18 protein-coding genes are annotated in these 16,332 nt (G+C 64.5%); 15 read left to right on the top strand and 3 right to left on the bottom strand.

The annotated features are described in order from the left end of the window. Positions 1–75: 75 nt before the first annotated feature. The 13 genes from lpxA (at position 76) to HPY67_10860 (ending at position 12,255) form a co-directional block, all read left to right on the top strand. Positions 76–849, top strand: a complete 774-nt coding sequence (gene lpxA / locus HPY67_10920) for an acyl-ACP--UDP-N-acetylglucosamine O-acyltransferase (protein ID NPV05231.1) — start codon at positions 76–78, stop codon at positions 847–849. Between the two features lie 154 nt (positions 850–1,003). Next, positions 1,004–1,954 carry a Gfo/Idh/MocA family oxidoreductase gene (locus HPY67_10915; protein ID NPV05230.1) on the top strand — a complete coding sequence of 317 codons (951 nt, stop codon included), beginning with the start codon at positions 1,004–1,006 and terminating at the stop codon, positions 1,952–1,954. Further along, positions 1,951–3,051 (top strand): DegT/DnrJ/EryC1/StrS family aminotransferase, encoded by a 1,101-nt coding sequence (locus tag HPY67_10910; GenBank protein NPV05229.1) that lies wholly within the window; start codon positions 1,951–1,953, stop codon positions 3,049–3,051. The genes HPY67_10915 and HPY67_10910 overlap by 4 nt, the downstream gene beginning before the upstream one ends. A gap of 19 nt (positions 3,052–3,070) precedes the next feature. Beyond that, the gene (gene lpxB, locus HPY67_10905) at positions 3,071–4,219 is read left to right on the top strand and encodes a lipid-A-disaccharide synthase (GenBank protein ID NPV05228.1); all 1,149 of its coding nucleotides are present in this window, start codon (positions 3,071–3,073) and stop codon (positions 4,217–4,219) included. 126 nt (positions 4,220–4,345) lie between these two features. Beyond that, positions 4,346–6,103, top strand: coding sequence for a lipid A export permease/ATP-binding protein MsbA (gene msbA, locus HPY67_10900; GenBank protein NPV05227.1), 1,758 nt, complete (start codon positions 4,346–4,348; stop codon positions 6,101–6,103). A gap of 7 nt (positions 6,104–6,110) precedes the next feature. Further along, on the top strand, positions 6,111–7,223 hold the full coding sequence (lpxK, locus tag HPY67_10895) for a tetraacyldisaccharide 4'-kinase (protein NPV05226.1): 1,113 nt from the start codon (positions 6,111–6,113) through the stop codon (positions 7,221–7,223). A 105-nt stretch (positions 7,224–7,328) separates the two neighbouring features. After that, positions 7,329–8,201, top strand: a complete 873-nt coding sequence (locus HPY67_10890) for a lysophospholipid acyltransferase family protein (GenBank protein ID NPV05225.1) — start codon at positions 7,329–7,331, stop codon at positions 8,199–8,201. Between the two features lie 60 nt (positions 8,202–8,261). After that, positions 8,262–8,660 carry a four helix bundle protein gene (locus HPY67_10885; GenBank protein NPV05224.1) on the top strand — a complete coding sequence of 133 codons (399 nt, stop codon included), beginning with the start codon at positions 8,262–8,264 and terminating at the stop codon, positions 8,658–8,660. Positions 8,661–8,717: 57 nt separating this feature from the next. Next, a complete protein-coding gene (waaF, locus tag HPY67_10880; protein ID NPV05223.1) occupies positions 8,718–9,788 on the top strand; it encodes a lipopolysaccharide heptosyltransferase II in 1,071 nt (356 codons plus the stop codon). Continuing rightward, positions 9,785–10,351, top strand: coding sequence for an HAD family hydrolase (locus HPY67_10875; protein NPV05222.1), 567 nt, complete (start codon positions 9,785–9,787; stop codon positions 10,349–10,351). Before waaF (HPY67_10880) ends, HPY67_10875 begins: the two co-directional genes overlap by 4 nt. Then, positions 10,348–11,397, top strand: coding sequence for a lipopolysaccharide heptosyltransferase II (gene waaF / locus HPY67_10870; protein NPV05221.1), 1,050 nt, complete (start codon positions 10,348–10,350; stop codon positions 11,395–11,397). The genes HPY67_10875 and waaF (HPY67_10870) overlap by 4 nt, the downstream gene beginning before the upstream one ends. Positions 11,398–11,464: 67 nt before the next feature. After that, the gene (locus HPY67_10865) at positions 11,465–12,073 is read left to right on the top strand and encodes a hypothetical protein (GenBank protein NPV05220.1); all 609 of its coding nucleotides are present in this window, start codon (positions 11,465–11,467) and stop codon (positions 12,071–12,073) included. 11 nt (positions 12,074–12,084) lie between these two features. Further along, entirely contained in the window at positions 12,085–12,255 is a 171-nt protein-coding gene (locus tag HPY67_10860) for a Trm112 family protein (protein ID NPV05219.1), read from the top strand. An 18-nt stretch (positions 12,256–12,273) separates the two neighbouring features. Here the strand turns inward: HPY67_10860 and rfaQ are convergent, their stop codons facing one another. The 3 genes from rfaQ to HPY67_10845 form a co-directional block, all read right to left on the bottom strand. Then, on the bottom strand, positions 12,274–13,380 hold the full coding sequence (rfaQ, locus tag HPY67_10855; protein ID NPV05218.1) for a putative lipopolysaccharide heptosyltransferase III: 1,107 nt from the start codon (positions 13,378–13,380) through the stop codon (positions 12,274–12,276). A 168-nt stretch (positions 13,381–13,548) separates the two neighbouring features. Continuing rightward, positions 13,549–14,463: a glycosyltransferase family 2 protein gene (locus tag HPY67_10850; GenBank protein NPV05217.1), complete on the bottom strand. Its 915-nt coding sequence runs from the start codon at positions 14,461–14,463 to the stop codon at positions 13,549–13,551. A gap of 191 nt (positions 14,464–14,654) precedes the next feature. Further along, positions 14,655–15,437, bottom strand: a complete 783-nt coding sequence (locus tag HPY67_10845) for a glycosyltransferase family 2 protein (protein NPV05216.1) — start codon at positions 15,435–15,437, stop codon at positions 14,655–14,657. A 261-nt stretch (positions 15,438–15,698) separates the two neighbouring features. On the opposite strand from HPY67_10845, the gene HPY67_10840 reads away from it, so the two are divergent. Beyond that, positions 15,699–15,944 (top strand): Arc family DNA-binding protein, encoded by a 246-nt coding sequence (locus HPY67_10840; GenBank protein ID NPV05215.1) that lies wholly within the window; start codon positions 15,699–15,701, stop codon positions 15,942–15,944. Then, positions 15,925–16,320: a type II toxin-antitoxin system VapC family toxin gene (locus HPY67_10835; GenBank protein NPV05214.1), complete on the top strand. Its 396-nt coding sequence runs from the start codon at positions 15,925–15,927 to the stop codon at positions 16,318–16,320. The genes HPY67_10840 and HPY67_10835 overlap by 20 nt, the downstream gene beginning before the upstream one ends. Positions 16,321–16,332 lie beyond the last annotated feature (12 nt).

Genomic DNA, 16,332 nt, shown 5'->3' with positions numbered 1-16,332 from the left:
GCAGGGCCGGCACCCCTGTGGTCGGCCTTTGCCTTGCCATACGCCTTATGCAGCAAGCCCGTGAAGGACAATGACATGAAAATCCATCCGTCCGCCGTCATCTCGCCTGACGCAAAAATCGCCGAAGGCGTGGAGGTCGGCCCCTTCAGCGTGATCGGGCCCAGCGTCTCGATCGGGAAAGGGACCGTCATCGGCCCCCACGTCGTCATCCAGAGCCACACGGACATCGGCGAGAACAACCGCATCTTCCAATTCGCATCCGTGGGGGCCCCGCCGCAGGATCTCAAATACAAGGGCGAGGAGACGCGCGTCGTCATCGGAAACAACAACACGATCCGGGAGTTCGTGACGATCAACCGGTCCACCACGGCCGACATCGGCGTGACGAAGATCGGAAACAACAACCTGATCATGGCCTACTGCCACGTGGCCCACAACTGCCTGCTCGAGGACAACATCGTCATGGCCAACGCGGCCAACCTGGCCGGTCACATTCACGTGGAGCGCTTCGCCATCATCGGCGGGCTGACGGGCATCCACCAGTTCTCCCGGATCGGGCAGCACTGCATCATCGGCGGGGCCTCCGCGGTGACGAAGGACGTCCCGCCCTTCACGACGGCGGCGGGACACTATGCCTCACTCTACGGCCTCAACCTCATCGGCCTGAAGCGCAGGGGGTTCTCCGAGGAGACCATCGCCGCCCTGAAGCAGGCCTACAGGATCTTCTTCCGCTCTTCGCTCACCGTTGCCCGGGCCGCCGAGAGGGCCCGCGCTGAGGTGCCTGACCTGCCCGAGGTGCGGGCGTTCATCGAGTTCATCGAGACCTCCAAAAGGGGGGTCACGAGATAAAACGAAGCTGTGAAGTTTTGAAGTTGGGAAGCTTGACGGATCAGACAGCCCCCCTGTGTACCCTGTGTACCCGAGACTCTCCAAACTTCTCACCTTCTCAACTTCGCCCCGCAGGCTCGAAGGCTTGTGCGGCGTTTCGGATAGACGATAAGCGATGAGCAAACAGATACGCGTGGGCGTGGTGGGGATCGGGCACCTCGGGAACTACCACCTCCAGAAATACCAGAAGATGGAGAACGTGCGGATCGTCGGCGTTGCCGACGTCGAGCGGCCGAGGGCCGACAAGGCCGCGGCGGCGTTCGGCTGCGCGGTCTTTGCCGATCACCGGGAGCTCGTGGAGCAGGTGGACGCCGTGAGCATCACCGTCCCCACCCGGTCCCACCACGCCGTGGCGAGGGATTTCCTGGCCGCCGGCAAGGACGTGCTGATGGAGAAGCCGTTCACGGCCACCCTGGAGGAGGCCGACGACCTCATCGCGCTGGCCGCGGCGAGGGATTGTGTTTTGCAGGTCGGGTTCATCGAGCGCTTCAACCCGGCCATTGTCGCCCTCGACCGGGTGATCCGGCGTCCGCTCTTCATCGAGGCCCACCGCCTGCACCCCTTCGTCGAGCGGGGCACCGACGTGGACGTCGTCCTCGATCTCATGATCCACGACCTCGACCTCATCCTTCATTACGTCCGTTCCCCCCTCGTGAACGTGGAGGCCGTGGGTGTTTCGGTGCTCACGGACAAGGTCGACATCGCCAACGTGCGGCTCACCTTCGAGAACGGCTGCGTCGCCAACATCACGGCGAGCCGGGTGACCCTCAAGCACATGCAGAAGCTGCGCTTCTTCGGCCTCGAGGGGTACCACTCCGTCGACTTCAGCAAGCGCGAGGTCGTTTCTCTGGCACGCAGGCAAAAAGAGGGGGGAAAGATGGAGATCGGGCTCAACGATGTCCAGGTGCGCCAGCATGACCCCCTCGAGGAGGAGATCCGCGCGTTTGTCGACTGCGTCGTGAACCGCACGCCGCCCCGGGTCTCGGGCCTCGAGGCACGGAAGTCCCTGGAGCTGGCCCTGCTCATCAACGAAAAGATGAGAACGGGGAGGGATCTCAAGCTATGATCCCCATGGTGGATTTGCGCCGGCAGTACCTGCAGCTCAAGGAGGAGATCGACGCGGCCGTCCTGGACGTTCTGGACAAGACCCAGTTCATCCTGGGGCCGAACGTGTCGGCGCTCGAGGCCGAGGTGGCCCGGTACCACGGCGTCCCGCACGCCGTCGGGGTGGCCAACGGAACCGACGCCCTGCTGCTGGCGCTGCGCGCCCTCGGGATCGGGGCGGGCGACGAGGTCATCACGACCCCCTTCACTTTTATCGCCACGGCAGAGGTGGTCGGCCTGCTTGGCGCCGTGCCCGTCTTTGTCGACATTGACCCAAGGACGTTCAACCTCGACCCCTCGCACCTCGAGGAGGCCGTCACGGGGAAAACGAAGGCGGTCATCCCCGTTCACCTCTTCGGGCAGCCCTGCGACATGGACCCGATCCTCGCCGTCGCGGCAAGGCACGGCCTGAAGGTCATCGAGGACTGCGCCCAGGCCTTCGGCGCCCGCTACAAGGGACGGCTCGTGGGGACCCTCGGGCACGCGGGCTGCTTCAGCTTCTTCCCCAGCAAGAACCTCGCGTGCTGCGGCGACGGCGGCATGGTGATCACGGCCGACGCCGAAACGGACGCCACACTCAGGGTGCTGCGCAACCACGGCAGCGCCGTCCGCTATTACCACAGCCGTCTGGGCTACAACAGCCGCCTCGACGAGATCCAGGCGGCGATCGTCCGCGTCAAGCTCCGTCACATCGACGCCTTCAACGAGGGCCGGCGGCGGGCCGCCGCGCTCTACGGAACGCACATCCGACGGGCCGGTACCGCCCTGCCGTTCGAGGCGCCGGACTGCCGTCACGTCTACCATCAGTTCACCCTCCTGACGGACGAGCGCGATAGGCTCCAAGAAGCGCTCGCGGCCGCCGGCATCGCCTGCGCCGTCTACTATCCCGTGCCCCTGCATCGGCAGGAGGTCTTCCGCGCCGGCACGGCATGCCGCCACGGGGACCTGCCGGCCAGCGAAGAGGCGGCCCGGCGGGTCCTGTCGCTCCCCATGTTCCCCGAAATCACGGAGGAGGAGATCCAGCGGATCAGCAACGTGATCAATGGCGCCACTGCATAAGGAACATCACCCGGCCGTCATGGTCGTGGCCGGCGAGGCCTCGGGGGACATGCACGGGGCGCATCTGGTCCGCGAGATGAAGGCCCTCGACCCGGCGATTGCCTTCTGCGGCGTGGGCGGGAAAAACCTCGAGGCCGAGGGCGTCCGGCTCATCGCCCGCTCTTCCGAGATGGCCGTCGTGGGCCTCACGGAGGTCTTCTCGAAGCTCCGCTTCATCGCCGGGGTCTATTTCCGCCTGCGAAGGATGCTCCGCGAGGAAGCCCCGCAGCTCCTCGTGCTGATCGACTACCCTGATTTCAACCTCCGTCTCGCTGCGGCAGCCAAGGATGCGGGTGTCCCCGTCTTCTACTACATCAGCCCCCAGGTGTGGGCCTGGAGAAAGAACCGGATCCACCACATCCGGCGCGTCGTGGACCGGATGGCCGTGATCCTGCCCTTCGAGAAAGACGTCTATGCGCAGATGGGCGTTGAGGTCGATTTCGTGGGCCATCCCCTGCTGGATGCCGTGAGGCGGACCCGCAGCCGGGAGGAGGCCCTGGCGGACTTCGGTCTTCGCGACGCCTGGCCCATCGTGGCGCTGCTGCCCGGCAGCCGGCAGAAGGAGGTGACGGCCCTGCTGCCCGAAATGGCCGGCGCAGCGGAAATCCTCGCCCGCCACTTCGAGGGGGCGCAGTTCGTGCTTCCCCTGGCAGACACGGTGGATGCCGCGCTCGTGGACGGGATTCTCCGCGGGCGCCCCGTCCCCGTCACGGTCGTCCCGGGGCAGATGTACGACGTCGTCGGCCTCGCCGATGCCGCGATGGTGGCCTCCGGGACGGCCACCCTGGAGACGGCGCTGCTGGGGACGCCCCTGGTCATCGCCTACCGGACCTCGCCGCTCACCGCCGCGATCGGCAGGAGGGTCATCCGGGTGAAGCACATCGGCCTCGTCAACCTCATCGCCGGCAGGACGCTGGCGCCCGAACTGATCCAGGAGGACGCGACGGCGCTCCGGCTGGCCGCCGAGGTGAAGGCGATTCTCGCGGACCCCCGGCGCAGCGACGCCATCCGCCGGGAGCTGGCGGGGATCCGGCAGAAGCTCGGCGAACCCGGTGCCGCGCGCCGCGCAGCGGCCATCGCCCTGGGACTGATGAGACCCGGGCACAGGGCGGAAGGGGAAAAGGCTTGACCCCGGAAACAATCGTGAATACAAACAAGAGGCGAAGGGCGAAAGGCGTAAGGCAAGATGAAGGAAATGGTTGGTTCCTCTTTACCTTGAGCCATTAGCCCTCAGCCATCAGCCGTTTTTATACATATGAAACTCTACCTTCGACTCCTCCGGCTCGTCAAACCGCACACGCCGCGGTTCATCCTGGCCATGCTCTGCATGGCCGTGGTGGGCGCGGCCACGGCGGCAGCCGCCTTTCTTGTCAAGCCGGCGATGGACGACATCTTCCTCAACCGCGATGCGGATATGCTCATCCTCATCCCCATCGCCGTGATCGTCATCTACCTGCTCAAGGGGCTCTGCAACTACGGACAGACCGTCCTGATGAGCCACATCGGATTCCGCATCATCACAGACCTGCGCCGCGACCTGTACCGCCACATCCTGCGGCAGCCCCTGTCGTTTTTCACCAAACACCCCACGGGAATGCTCATCTCGCGGGTCACCAACGACGTCACCTACCTGCAGGGCGCTGTCTCGGAGGCGGTCACGAGCCTGTTGAAGGACTCGTTCACGCTCGCAGGCCTCGTCTTCGTCATCTTCTGGCGCGACTGGAAACTCGCAATCATCGCCTCGCTCGTCTTCCCGCTGGCCGTCTGGCCCATCGCCCAGTTCGGCCGCCGGATGCGCCGCATCGCCACGGAGTCCCAGGTCTCCATGGGAGACCTCATCTCCCTTCTGCAGGAGACGATCACGGGCAACCGCATCGTCAAGGCCTTCGGCATGGAGGAGCACGAGAACCGGCGGTTCGCGAAAGAGAACGAGCGGCAGTTCCGGCTCACCATGAAGTCCGTCTCGGTCCGAGCGATTTCGAGCCCCCTGATGGAATTCCTCGGAGGTCTCGGGATCGCGGCCATCATCTTCTATGGCGGCTACCAGGTCATCGCCGGGGCCTCGACGCCGGGCACCTTCTTCTCATTCCTAGCGGCTCTGCTCATGCTCTACGAGCCCGTCAAGCGCCTCACGAACGTCAACAACACGATTCAGCAGGGTCTTGCCGGCGCCGAGAGGATTTTCCAGATCCTCGACACGGTGCCCGCCATTCAGAACAAACCCGGCGCCGTCGAGCTCCCCCCGATACGGAAGGAAATCTCCATCGAGCACGTCACCTTCCGCTACGAGGAGGAGCCCGTGCTGAAGGACGTGTCCCTGAGAATCCGGGCGGGCGAGGTGGTCGCCTTCGTCGGCATGAGCGGCGGCGGCAAGACGACCCTCGTGAATCTCATCCCCCGCTATTACGACGTCGAGGAGGGCCGCATCGCGATCGACGGGATTGACATCCGCGACGTGACGCTCGAGTCGCTCCGCGCCCAGATTGGGATCGTGACCCAGCAGACGATCCTCTTCAACGACACGGTGCGGGGCAACATCGCCTACGGGGACGTCCGCCGAAGCGACGAGGACGTCGTCCGGGCGGCAAAGGCGGCCAACGCCCACGACTTCATCATGAAGCTCCCTCAGGGCTACGACACCGTGATCGGCGAACAGGGCGTCAAGCTCTCAGGCGGCGAGAGGCAGCGCATCGCGATCGCCCGGGCCCTCCTGAAGGACGCCCCCATCCTCATTCTCGACGAGGCCACATCGTCGCTCGACACGGAGTCCGAGGTCGAGGTCCAGGATGCCCTCGAGAAACTGATGAGGGGCCGCACGACCCTCGTCATCGCCCACCGCCTCTCGACGATCCGCAACGCCGACCGGATCATCGTCCTCGTAGACGGAAAGATCGTCGAGGAGGGAAACCACGAAAGCCTCATGGAGAAGAGGGCCGAGTACTTCAAGCTGCACAACCTGCAGTTCAAGGATGACGCCCAGGAAAAGAACAACCGGGGGACCGGTGCGGAATGACAGGCCCATGCCGGGTATGAGAGGCAGGCCGGACGTGGAAGCCCTGATCCGAAACATGTGGGGGGACCCCCGGAACGATTTCCGCAGGCCCCTCTGCATCTTTTTTTATCTGCTCTCCCTGCCCTACGGGGCCGCGGTCCGCGCGCGGAACCGTCTTTTCGACCTCGGCGTGCTGCGGCAGGAGAACGCGGGCTGCCCGGTGGTCAGCGTGGGCAATCTCGCCGTGGGCGGTACGGGCAAGACGCCCATGACGATCCTGCTGGCGGGAAAGTTGAGGGACCGGGGCATGCGTCCGGCGGTGCTCAGCCGGGGATACGGCGGCAGGAGCACCGCCGGCGTGCTCGTCGTCTCCGACGGGAGGCAGACCCTCGCGGGGCCCGAAGAGGCGGGTGACGAACCCGTCCTCATCGCCCGGCGCCTGCCCGGTGTCCCCGTGATTGCCGGCGCCAAACGGGCGGTCACGGGCCGCTACGCCCGGGAGAATTTCGGTGCCGATGTGCTGGTGCTCGATGACGGGTTCCAGCACCGATGGATCCGCAGGGATCTCGACATCGTGCTGCTCGACGGCCGTGAGCCGCTGGGAAACGGCTTTCTGCTGCCGCGGGGACCCCTTCGGGAGCCGCCCGCATCTCTCGAACGCGCCGGCGTCGTCGTCTTCACGCGGTCGGGCAACACGGCCGGTCCCATGGATCAGAGGTTATCGAGAATTCTCTCGGGCCGCCCCATGCTGCGGACGCGCATCCGGCCGACGAAACTCGTCGCAGCCGACGGGACGGAGATGCCCCTTTCCTCTCTCGCAGGGAAAAGGATGTTCGCCTTCGCCGGGATCGCCCGGCCCGATTCTTTCCGTCATACCCTTGAGAGCCTGGAAGCCAAGCTCGCGGGGTTCAAGGCCTTTCCGGACCACCACCGCTACGGGGCGGAGGACGTCCGGCAGATCGAACAGGCGCTGGGCGAAACGGGGTCGGACATCCTCGTGACGACGGAAAAGGACGGGGTCAAGCTCTCCGGTTGCGCGGCCTTTTCACGCAAGCTCCTCTGCCTCGCCATCGACATGGAGATCCTCGAGGGGGCGGACGCCCTGGAGGCGGCGCTGCGTGTCTGCCTCGGCGCCCGCTGACGCGTCGCTCGCCTTCCCTGCAGTCGAGGCCCGGGAGAGGGCACCCGAGGTGAGACAGTCGGGAAGGGCACAAGAGCGGCAAGATCAGGAACAGGAAACGGACTCTTGGAACCGACGCGGACAACGAAATTCATATTCTTCACCGTCCGGCTGATCCCCCTGGGGCTGCGCCGGGCGATCTTCAAGGCGGCCTTCCGCCTCTTCTACCACGCATCGGTGAAGCAGCGCATCATCGCCCTGCACAACCTGCGGAACGCCTTTCCCGAGAAAAGCCTTGATGAAATCGAGGCCATCGCCAAGGGGGTTTACCGCCACCTGGCCCTCGTGATGGCCGAGCTCTTCGAGATGCCCTACATCACGAAGGACACGCTGCGAGACTGGGCTGACGCAGAGGGCCTCGAGCACGTCGAGCGGGCGCTGTCTCAAGGCAAGGGAGTGCTTTCCGTCGTGGCCCATTTCGGCCACTGGGAACTCATGACCGTCGCGGTGCCCCTGATGATCCGGCCGATGCAGATCGTCTACAGGCCCCTGGACAGCCCCGTCATGGACAACCTGCTCGGCTGGAGCCGGACGAAGCACGGCAACGCCCTCATCCCCAAGGGCGGCTCGGGAAAGCGCATCATCCGCCTGCTGCAGGAGAACCAGATCATCGGGATCCTGAGCGACCAGAACGTTGACACGCGGGAGGGCGTCTTTGTGGAATTCTTCGGCAGGCCGGCCTGCACCTCGGTCGGGACCGCCGTGCTTGCCCTGCAGTCCGGGGCGCCGGTTCTGCCTGCCTTCATGCCCCGGATGCCGGACGGGCGCTACCGGCTGATCATCCTGCCTCCCGTCGAGATCACCCGGACCGGCGACTACGAGTCCGATCTCGTCGTGAACACGCAGCGCTTCACGAAAGTGGTCGAGGACATGGTGCGCAAGTACCCCGACCAGTGGTTCTGGATCCACCAGCGGTGGAAGACGAAACCGTGGCAGTGATGCCAAGGGGCACAGCCCCTTGCGAGAAGGTGAGAGGGTAAGAGGGTGAGAAGGTGAGAAATGACGGGAACCAACACGGAGAGAAAGAAGACAATCCGTCATTTTAGAGATCTGGAGGTCTATCAGCGTTCTCTTGTTTTGGCGATCGAAATTTTTCAGATCAGCAAAACATTTCCGTCGGAAGAACGTTATTCTCTCACGGATCAAATACGAAGATCGTCACGTTCTGTATGCTCGAATCTTGCCGAGGCTTGGCGAAAAAGGCGATATGTGGCCGTTTTCAAGAACAAGCTGACCGATGTGATGCAGGAAGCATCGGAGACGCAGAGCTGGTTGGAAATCTGTCTCGCCTGCGGTTATATTGATGCAGGGCAATTCAAGGAACTGGATGAAGAGTACGAAGAGATCATATCCATGCTGAATTCGATGGAGAGGAATGCCGGGAAATTCTGCTACTGATTTTCCAACCTTCTTACCCTCTCACCTTCTCACGTTCGTGATGCGGAAGCGAAGGCCATGGGCAAAGGCATTGACTTCAATAAACTGAATCATGTGCTCATCCGGGGCACCAACTGGATCGGCGACGTGGTGATGACGTTCCCGGCGATTGCCGCCGTGCGCGCGACGCTGCCGAAGGCGCATCTTACGGTCCTCGTGAAGCCCTGGGTGGCCGATCTCGTGCGGATGCACCCGGCCGTGGACGACGTGATGGTCTACGAGCGCCCCGGCCGGCACGAGGGTCTCGCGGGGCTTCTCACCCTTGCCGGCGAGCTCCGGCGGCGGCGCTTCGACGCGGCGATCCTCCTGCAGAACGCCTTCGAGGCCGCCGTCATCGCCCGGCTTGCCGGGATCCCTGTCCGGGCGGGCTACAGCACCGACGCCCGCGGCCTGCTGCTCACACACCCGGTGAGGCTGCAGCCGGGGATGAAAACGGTACACCAGTCTCTCTACTACCTCGGGATGCTCGAAACGCTGGGCTTCAGGCCGTCGAGCACGGCCGTGTCCCTCGTCCCCTCGGAGGCCCAGAGGCAGGCGGCACAGAGGCACCTTGCGGAACTGGGCATCGCCGGACGGCGCCCGCTTGTCGGCATGGCGCCGGGCGCGGCCTACGGGCCGGCCAAGCGATGGTTTCCCGAGCGGTTTGCAGCCGTGGCCGACCGGCTCGCCGGGAGATACGCATGCCCCGTGCTCCTGTTCGGGAGCGCCGGGGACCGCCTCAGCACGGAGGCGGTGCAGTCCGCGGCGAAGACGCCCCTCCTCGACGTTGCCGGCAGGACGAACCTGGGTGACGCCATCGCGCTCATCGCCTGCTGCGACCTTTTCATCACGAACGACTCGGGGCTCATGCACGTCGCGGGGGCCCTGGGGGTCCCCACGGTCGCCATCTTCGGGTCCACCAACCCGGAGACGACCTGCCCCCTGGGTGAACGCACCGTTGTCGTCCGCAGGCCCGTGGACTGCAGCCCCTGTCTCAAGCCGGAGTGCCCGACCGATTTCCGGTGCATGGACCTCGTGACCGTCGAGGAGGTCCTCGAACACTCAACCCGTCTTCTCGAGGAAGCGGGACATCGCAGAGGAGGGTTATGAACGGAAAGCATGCCGCCGTCTTCCTCGATCGCGACGGCACCATCAACGAGGAGGTCAACTACCTGAGCCGCATGGAGCAGCTCCGACTCTTCCCGCAGACACCGGAGGCGATCCGCCTGGTCAACGCCGCCGGGATGAAGGCCGTCGTGGTGACGAACCAGTCGGGGATCGCGCGGGGATACTTCACGGAAGAGTTCGTCCGCAGCGTCCACGACCGGATCAACGAGCTCCTGCGTGCCGATGGGGCGTTCATCGACGGCTTCTACGTCTGCCCCCATCACCCCGTCTACGGCAACGGCATCTACAAGCAGGACTGCGGATGCCGCAAGCCCAAGCCGGGGCTTCTGCTGCAGGCCGCAGCCGAGTTGGACATCGACCTTGCCCGCTCGTACATGGTGGGCGACATGCTGAAGGACATCGAGGCGGGCAAGAAGGCGGGCGCCAAGGGAGTGCTCGTCCGGACGGGTTACGGCGTCAACATCGTGCGGACGGACATGCCCGCGTACATTGCCGAGGATGTCCTCGAGGCCGTGCAGTGGATCCTGAGAGACCGCGAGAGATGAACATCCTGATCGTCAAGCTCAGCGCCATCGGTGACGTGATCCACACTCTCCCCTCTCTCGCGGTATTGCGCCGCTGCTACCCGCAGGCCCACATCAGCTGGGTCGTCGAGGAGGCCGCCGCGGACCTCCTGGCCGACCACCCCATGCTCGACCGGGTCCTCGTGTCCCGGCGCAAGCGGTGGATGCGGGACCTCCGGGAGGGCCGCAGCCGCGCGTCCGCTCTCCGGGAAATCCGGGAGTTTCTCCGTGCCCTTCGGGACCGGCCGTACGACCTCGTCATCGACTTTCACGGCCTTTTCAAGAGCGCCGTCCTCGTCTTCCTGAGCAGGGGGAAGCGGCGCCTCGGCTACGACAGCCTGCAGGAAGGCAGCGGTCTCGTCCTCAACGAGAGAATCCCCGAGGACATGAACAAGCACGCCGTGGACCGCTACCTCGACCTGCCGCGGCACCTGGGCTGCGCAACCCCGACGCCCGAGTTTCCCATGGCCCTGCAGGAGGCCCATTTCGAGCGCGTTGCGGAACTTCTCTCCGCATTTGCGGTTGACACGTCGAGGGGTTTTGTGGCAGTAAGCCCCGTCGCCTACTGGGAGACAAAGCTCTGGGACGAGGCGAAATTCGCGGCCGTCTGCGACCGCATCGTGCGCGAACTCGGCCTCCCCGTCGTCTTCACCGGCGAGAGCCCCGAGGGGACCATCGAGCGCATTCGTGCGCTCATGCAGGCCCCATCGGCCTCGGCGGCGGGGCAGACCACGCTGCGGGAGCTGGCCGCCCTGTACCGGAAGGCATCGGTCCTGCTCACGACCGACTCGGGCCCCATGCACCTGGCGGCGGCCGTGGGCACCCCCGTCGTGGCACTCTTCGGCCCCACGTCCCCCGATCGCACGGGGCCTTACGGCGAGGGGCACGTCGTCATCCGCAGGGACTTGGACTGCAGCCCCTGCTTCCGAAAGGCCTGCAAAACGCGGGAATGCATGCAGGCGATCGGCGTAGACGAAGTGTTCGAGGCCGTGAGAGAAGGGACCCGGAACCGCAGCGCTTCGAGATGAACGGCACGCCCGTGAACCCCGGGAGATCCCGGCTTCAGCGAAATGACTCCGAAGGAAAGGCAACAACGTGAGAGAAATCACCCTCAGGCGCATCGCCACCGCTCTGGCCGCCCTCGCCGTGCTGGCGACTGCGCCCGCCGCCTCGGCCGCCGACGGCAAGCCCTCGCCGGTTCTTCACCAAGACAGTTTCCTCACAGAGATCGGGTTCATCACCGGCATCGGCTACAGCACGGTGTCGGAAGGGGACTACCTCCCGGTACCCGTCATCGTTCACCTCGGCACGAACATGAAGCGGTGGTTGCCTTCCCTGCGGGACAATCGGGGGGTGCTCACCGTGTTTCTCGAACCCCAATTCAACACGGTTTTCGGACACGAAACGAGCTTCGAGGCGGGCGCGGGCATCGGGCTCAAGTACCGATACCCGCTGTCCGACGTTTTCTCGGTCTACGGCCTTGCCTCTACGGGATTTCTCTTTATCACGGGAGACACCGTCGACCAGGCCGACGGGTTTAACTTTGCCCACACGTTGGGCGGCGGCATCAACATCCGCGTCATGCCCGGTGCCGCACTCGACCTGGGGTTCCGCGTGCGGCATGTCTCCAACGCCGACCTCCGGGAGCCCAACTGCGGCATCGACACGTACTTCGGCACGATCGGCTTCATGATCACATACTAGGAGGTGGGACCATGGCGATCAGCAAGGACCTTCTCGACATCCTCGCCTGCCCCAAGTGCAAGGGGGAACTCCGTCTCACAGAGAAGGAAGACGGCCTGATCTGCGATGCCTGCCGCCTGCTCTACGAGATCCGCGACGACATTCCCATCATGCTCATCGACGAGGCGAAAAAGCTCGACTGACTGCCGCCCGGCGCCGTTCTACCGAGGCTCGGATTCCGAATCGAGCCCGCGCACCAGCTGCTCGACCGCCTGCATGACCCGCTCGACGGGCATCTCCTCCAGACACCGGCTCCATCCTCTTCCCCCGCACCCTTTCTGCAAGCAGGGGGCGCACTCGTCCTCCGGGGCCACCACCAGGTGCCGGTTCCCCGGCGGAGACCAGTAGCGCCAGTCTGAGGGCCCATAGAGGGTGATCGTGGGAACCCCAACGGCGGCCGCGATGTGCGGGGCGGCGCTGTCCACGCCGACGTGGAAGGCGGCCCGGCTCAGAACACCCGCCAGCTCGGCCAGCGTGGTCTTTCCGGCAAGATCGAAGACCGGGCATGAGAACCGTGAAGCCAGCAGGGACGACTTGTGCCGCTCATCGGGGGAGCCGACCAGGGCGGCCGCCAGCCGGTGACGTGCCCACAGCCCCTCGAGGACGGGAACCCAGCGCTCGTGGGGCCACTCCTTGTACGGCCATCGAGAGAAGGGGTTGACGGACACCCAGCGTCCCGCGGCCTCGAGTCCCGAGTCGCGCAGGATGGAAGACACGCGGGCTTTCACCTGTTCGGAGACATGGAGTCTCGGCGCCCTTTCTTTCGTGTCGATGCCGAACTCCCGTATGATTGCGAGGGTCTGCTCCGCCGCCCCGTGGACGAGTGTCTCCAGGGGCGGGGGCTGCACGATGTGCGTGAACAGGCTGTTTCGCCAGAAGGGGATGTCCCGCGGATAGTGGTGGGACACCCGCACGGGGGCACCCGAGAGCCGGGCCATCAGGGCGCCGCGGTCCCCCGCCCGGAGATCGAAGACAACGTCGAAGCGCTCGCGCCGCAGCGCACCGACGAGGCCGGACTGCGCGCGGATTTCCGCGAGGATCCCCCCTTTCGCGACGGCCACGTTGAAGACCCGTCGGACATCCGGGTGCGCTTCGAGCAGCTCCCCAAAGCCGCCCCTCGCCAGGATGGAGACCTCCGCCAGCGGAAAGGTCTCGCGAAACGCACGGACCGTGGGCTCCGTCCAGACCACGTCCCCGATGTCCCCCAGCTGGATCAGGAGCACCTTGCTCACCCTGCTGAAATCGATGGGGCTCCCTTTTATGAACATTTATTGCCTTTTCCGCCGTTCCGGTAATCAACGGCAAAAGGTGGTATGGACTGGCAACAAGGACCAAGCAGCAAGGACGACGAAAAAGAATGCTTTCTGATCTTCAACCTTGTTGCCAGATGCCTGCTGCACGAACCTTTGCCCCCGCTCCCTGCGCGGCGGGCCGCGCTACGGGCATCCCCTCAGATGCCACACGATGAGCTGCGAATAGACCCACCACTTCTCCCGCAGGCCCGGGTTCAACCCGAGGGTCAGCACGACCCCGGCCCCGGTGAGCGCCCAGTTGACGACGAGCCGCAGAACAACAAGGATGGCCGCGACAAGCGAATAGAACGGGCTCTCCCATTTCATGAAGTAGAGATACCGCGAGCGGTAGAAGTGCATCCGCGAGCGGACGCCGGACCCCACGCTCTTTCCTTGGAGGTGGTAGATCTTGGCCGCGGGGATGTGGTAGATCTTTCCGCCCGCTTCTTTCATCGTCCGGGCCCAGTCGGTCTCCTCGAAAAAGAAGAAGTAGCGCTCATCGAAGCCCCCTACGCCGTCGATGGCGCTTTTCCGCACGATCATGCACGCCCCGATGCACGAGTCCACCTCGATCGGGTGTGAATAATCCCGGCGCTTGCTGGGATACCGGCCGGGGAAAACGGTCTCGAGAAGCGGCAGGTTGAGCAGGAGCGACGGGATCGTGGGGAACCGGGCGAAGGAATTCTGCTTGCTGCCGTCGGCGTTCAGGAGCTGCCCGCAGGCCATGACCGCCTCGGGGTGCTCCTCCATGAAGCCGTAGAGCGCCCGGACGGCCCCCTCGGTGAGGACCGCATCCGAGTTGAGCAGCAGCGCGTAGCGGCCTGTCATGACCCGGAAGGCCTGGTTGTTTGCGGCGGCAAAACCCCGGTTCTCGTAATTCTCGATCCTCCGCACCTGCGGGAACTCGACCTTCAGCATGGCCACGCTGCCGTCCGCCGAGGCATTGTCGACGACGATGACCTCGAAGTCCAGATTCTCGATCGTCCCGTACACGGAGCGAAGGCAGTTGCGGAGAAGCTCCTCGGTGTTCCAGTTGACGATGATGACGGAAAGGTCCATGTCGTGATTCGTTTACGACTCCTCAGGCGGCGGAATCGCCGTTTCCACGGCCCGGAAAAATAGAAGTTGAGAAGTTTTGAAGCTCAGAAGCTTGGTGAAGCCGGAGGCCGGCTAGTTGCCCGAAGTTTATCCAAGCTGCTCAACTTCCCAACTTCCTAACTTCGCATTCTGCCGGGACGTAACCAACCTTCTTACCTTCTTACCTTCTTACCTTCTTCCCCGGCTTGCGCCCGGCGATTCATCTCGCTGAGCTTGGCGTACTTGAAGAACTTGTTCACCGCATCGGTGACAGAGAGGACGAGGCCCTGCCGGCCGTCGAGAAAACCCCGTCGAAGGATGTAGTTCTGGAGAAAGGTGATTTCCGCCCGCGCGAGAGCCCCCCAGACCGACGAGCGGCGCCCTTCCAGGAAGGCTTCCTCCGCCGCCAGAGTGGAGTACCTGTCGATCTTCTTCAGGATTTCGCTCAACCGGCTCTCCGTGCAGTGCACGATGGGGCTATCCAGGGCAACGACCGGCCCGGCGACGGTCACAGCCTCGTGCACCGAGGCTTCCGTCATCCGGCCCATGCCCCTGCGGAAGAGCCGCGTGATCCGGTCGGGCCACCACCCCATGTGCCGGATCCAACGGCCCTGGAAGAAATTTTTTCGGGGGAAGCTGTATCCCGGGGCGGCCCCCTCTCCTGCCGCGATCACCGACCGGATGGCGGCCTGCGTCTCCGGCGGGATCCGCTCGTCGGCGTCGAGGACGAGCACCCAGGGCTCGCGGCAGCGGTCGATGGCCGCCTGCTTCTGGGCCCCAAACCCTCTCCAGGGCTCAAGGAACACCTCACAGCCGAACCGCCGTGCAATCTCAGGGGTGCCGTCATCGCTGCCCGAGTCGACCACGACGATCTGGTTCGCGAACGCGACGCTCTCCAAACAACCGGGGAGGTTGACGGCCTCGTTCTTCGTGATGATCGCTACGGACAGCGGGATCTTTTCTTCCATCGTCGGTTCCCGAACCGGCCCGCATCGCGCCGGTCGCGGCCACCATACCACAGATGCCGGACGGATTAAAACGATGAAGTGATTCCGGGTTTGTGCTAAGGGCAGGAGAAAGGCAAAGGGCTGAAGGCAAACAGTAAAGAGACCGGATGGCGGCCCCGGTTGTACGGTGGATGCCCATGGGATTTTCCCCATTGACAGTTCCCCGGGAAGTTCTATTATGGATTCATATTGAAACCAGAGGGGATCCTTATGCCCGTCAATCTTTCGATCAAGAACGTGCCCGACCGGATCGCCGACAAACTCCGGGAGCGGGCTGCGCGACATCGACGGTCCCTGCAAGGTGAACTCCTCGTCATCCTGGAGGAGAGCGTCGCGAGAGATTCGTTTTTGACGCCCGGCGAATTGCTTGCCGAAGTGAAGAGAATGGGGCTCAAGACCCCTGCCGAATCGGCCCGTTTCGTGCGGGAGGACCGTGATGACCGCGCACGTCGTTGATGCCTCGGCCCTCGGAGCGCTCGTTTTCGGGGAACCGGGGGCCGACGCGGTTGCGTCGCGCTTGGGCAGCGGTCCCCTGGCCGCTCCCGTCCTCGTCCGGTTCGAGCTGGCCAACATCCGCCTCAAGAAGATCAAGGCCCACCCTGCCCTCGAGAAGCCTCTGCTCGAGGCGCATGCCCTTGCCGAAAGAATCGCAATACGGCTCTCCGACGTGGATCACCAAGATGTCATCCACCTGGCCAAAAAAACCGGGCTTTCCGCCTACGACGCGAGCTACCTGTGGCTTGCCCTCAAGATGCAGGCCACGCTGATCACCCTGGACACCAGGCTGAAGGCGGCCGCGGCGAAGCAGGGGGTTCCTGCCCCCTCGATCTGAGGAGTCTGCCCT

Source organism: Syntrophaceae bacterium, assembly GCA_013177795.1.
Taxonomy (GTDB): Bacteria; Desulfobacterota; Syntrophia; order Syntrophales; family UBA2192; genus UBA2192.
The sequence above is the reverse complement of the archived record's forward strand: the minus strand, read 5'-3'. Positions and strand labels throughout refer to the sequence as shown.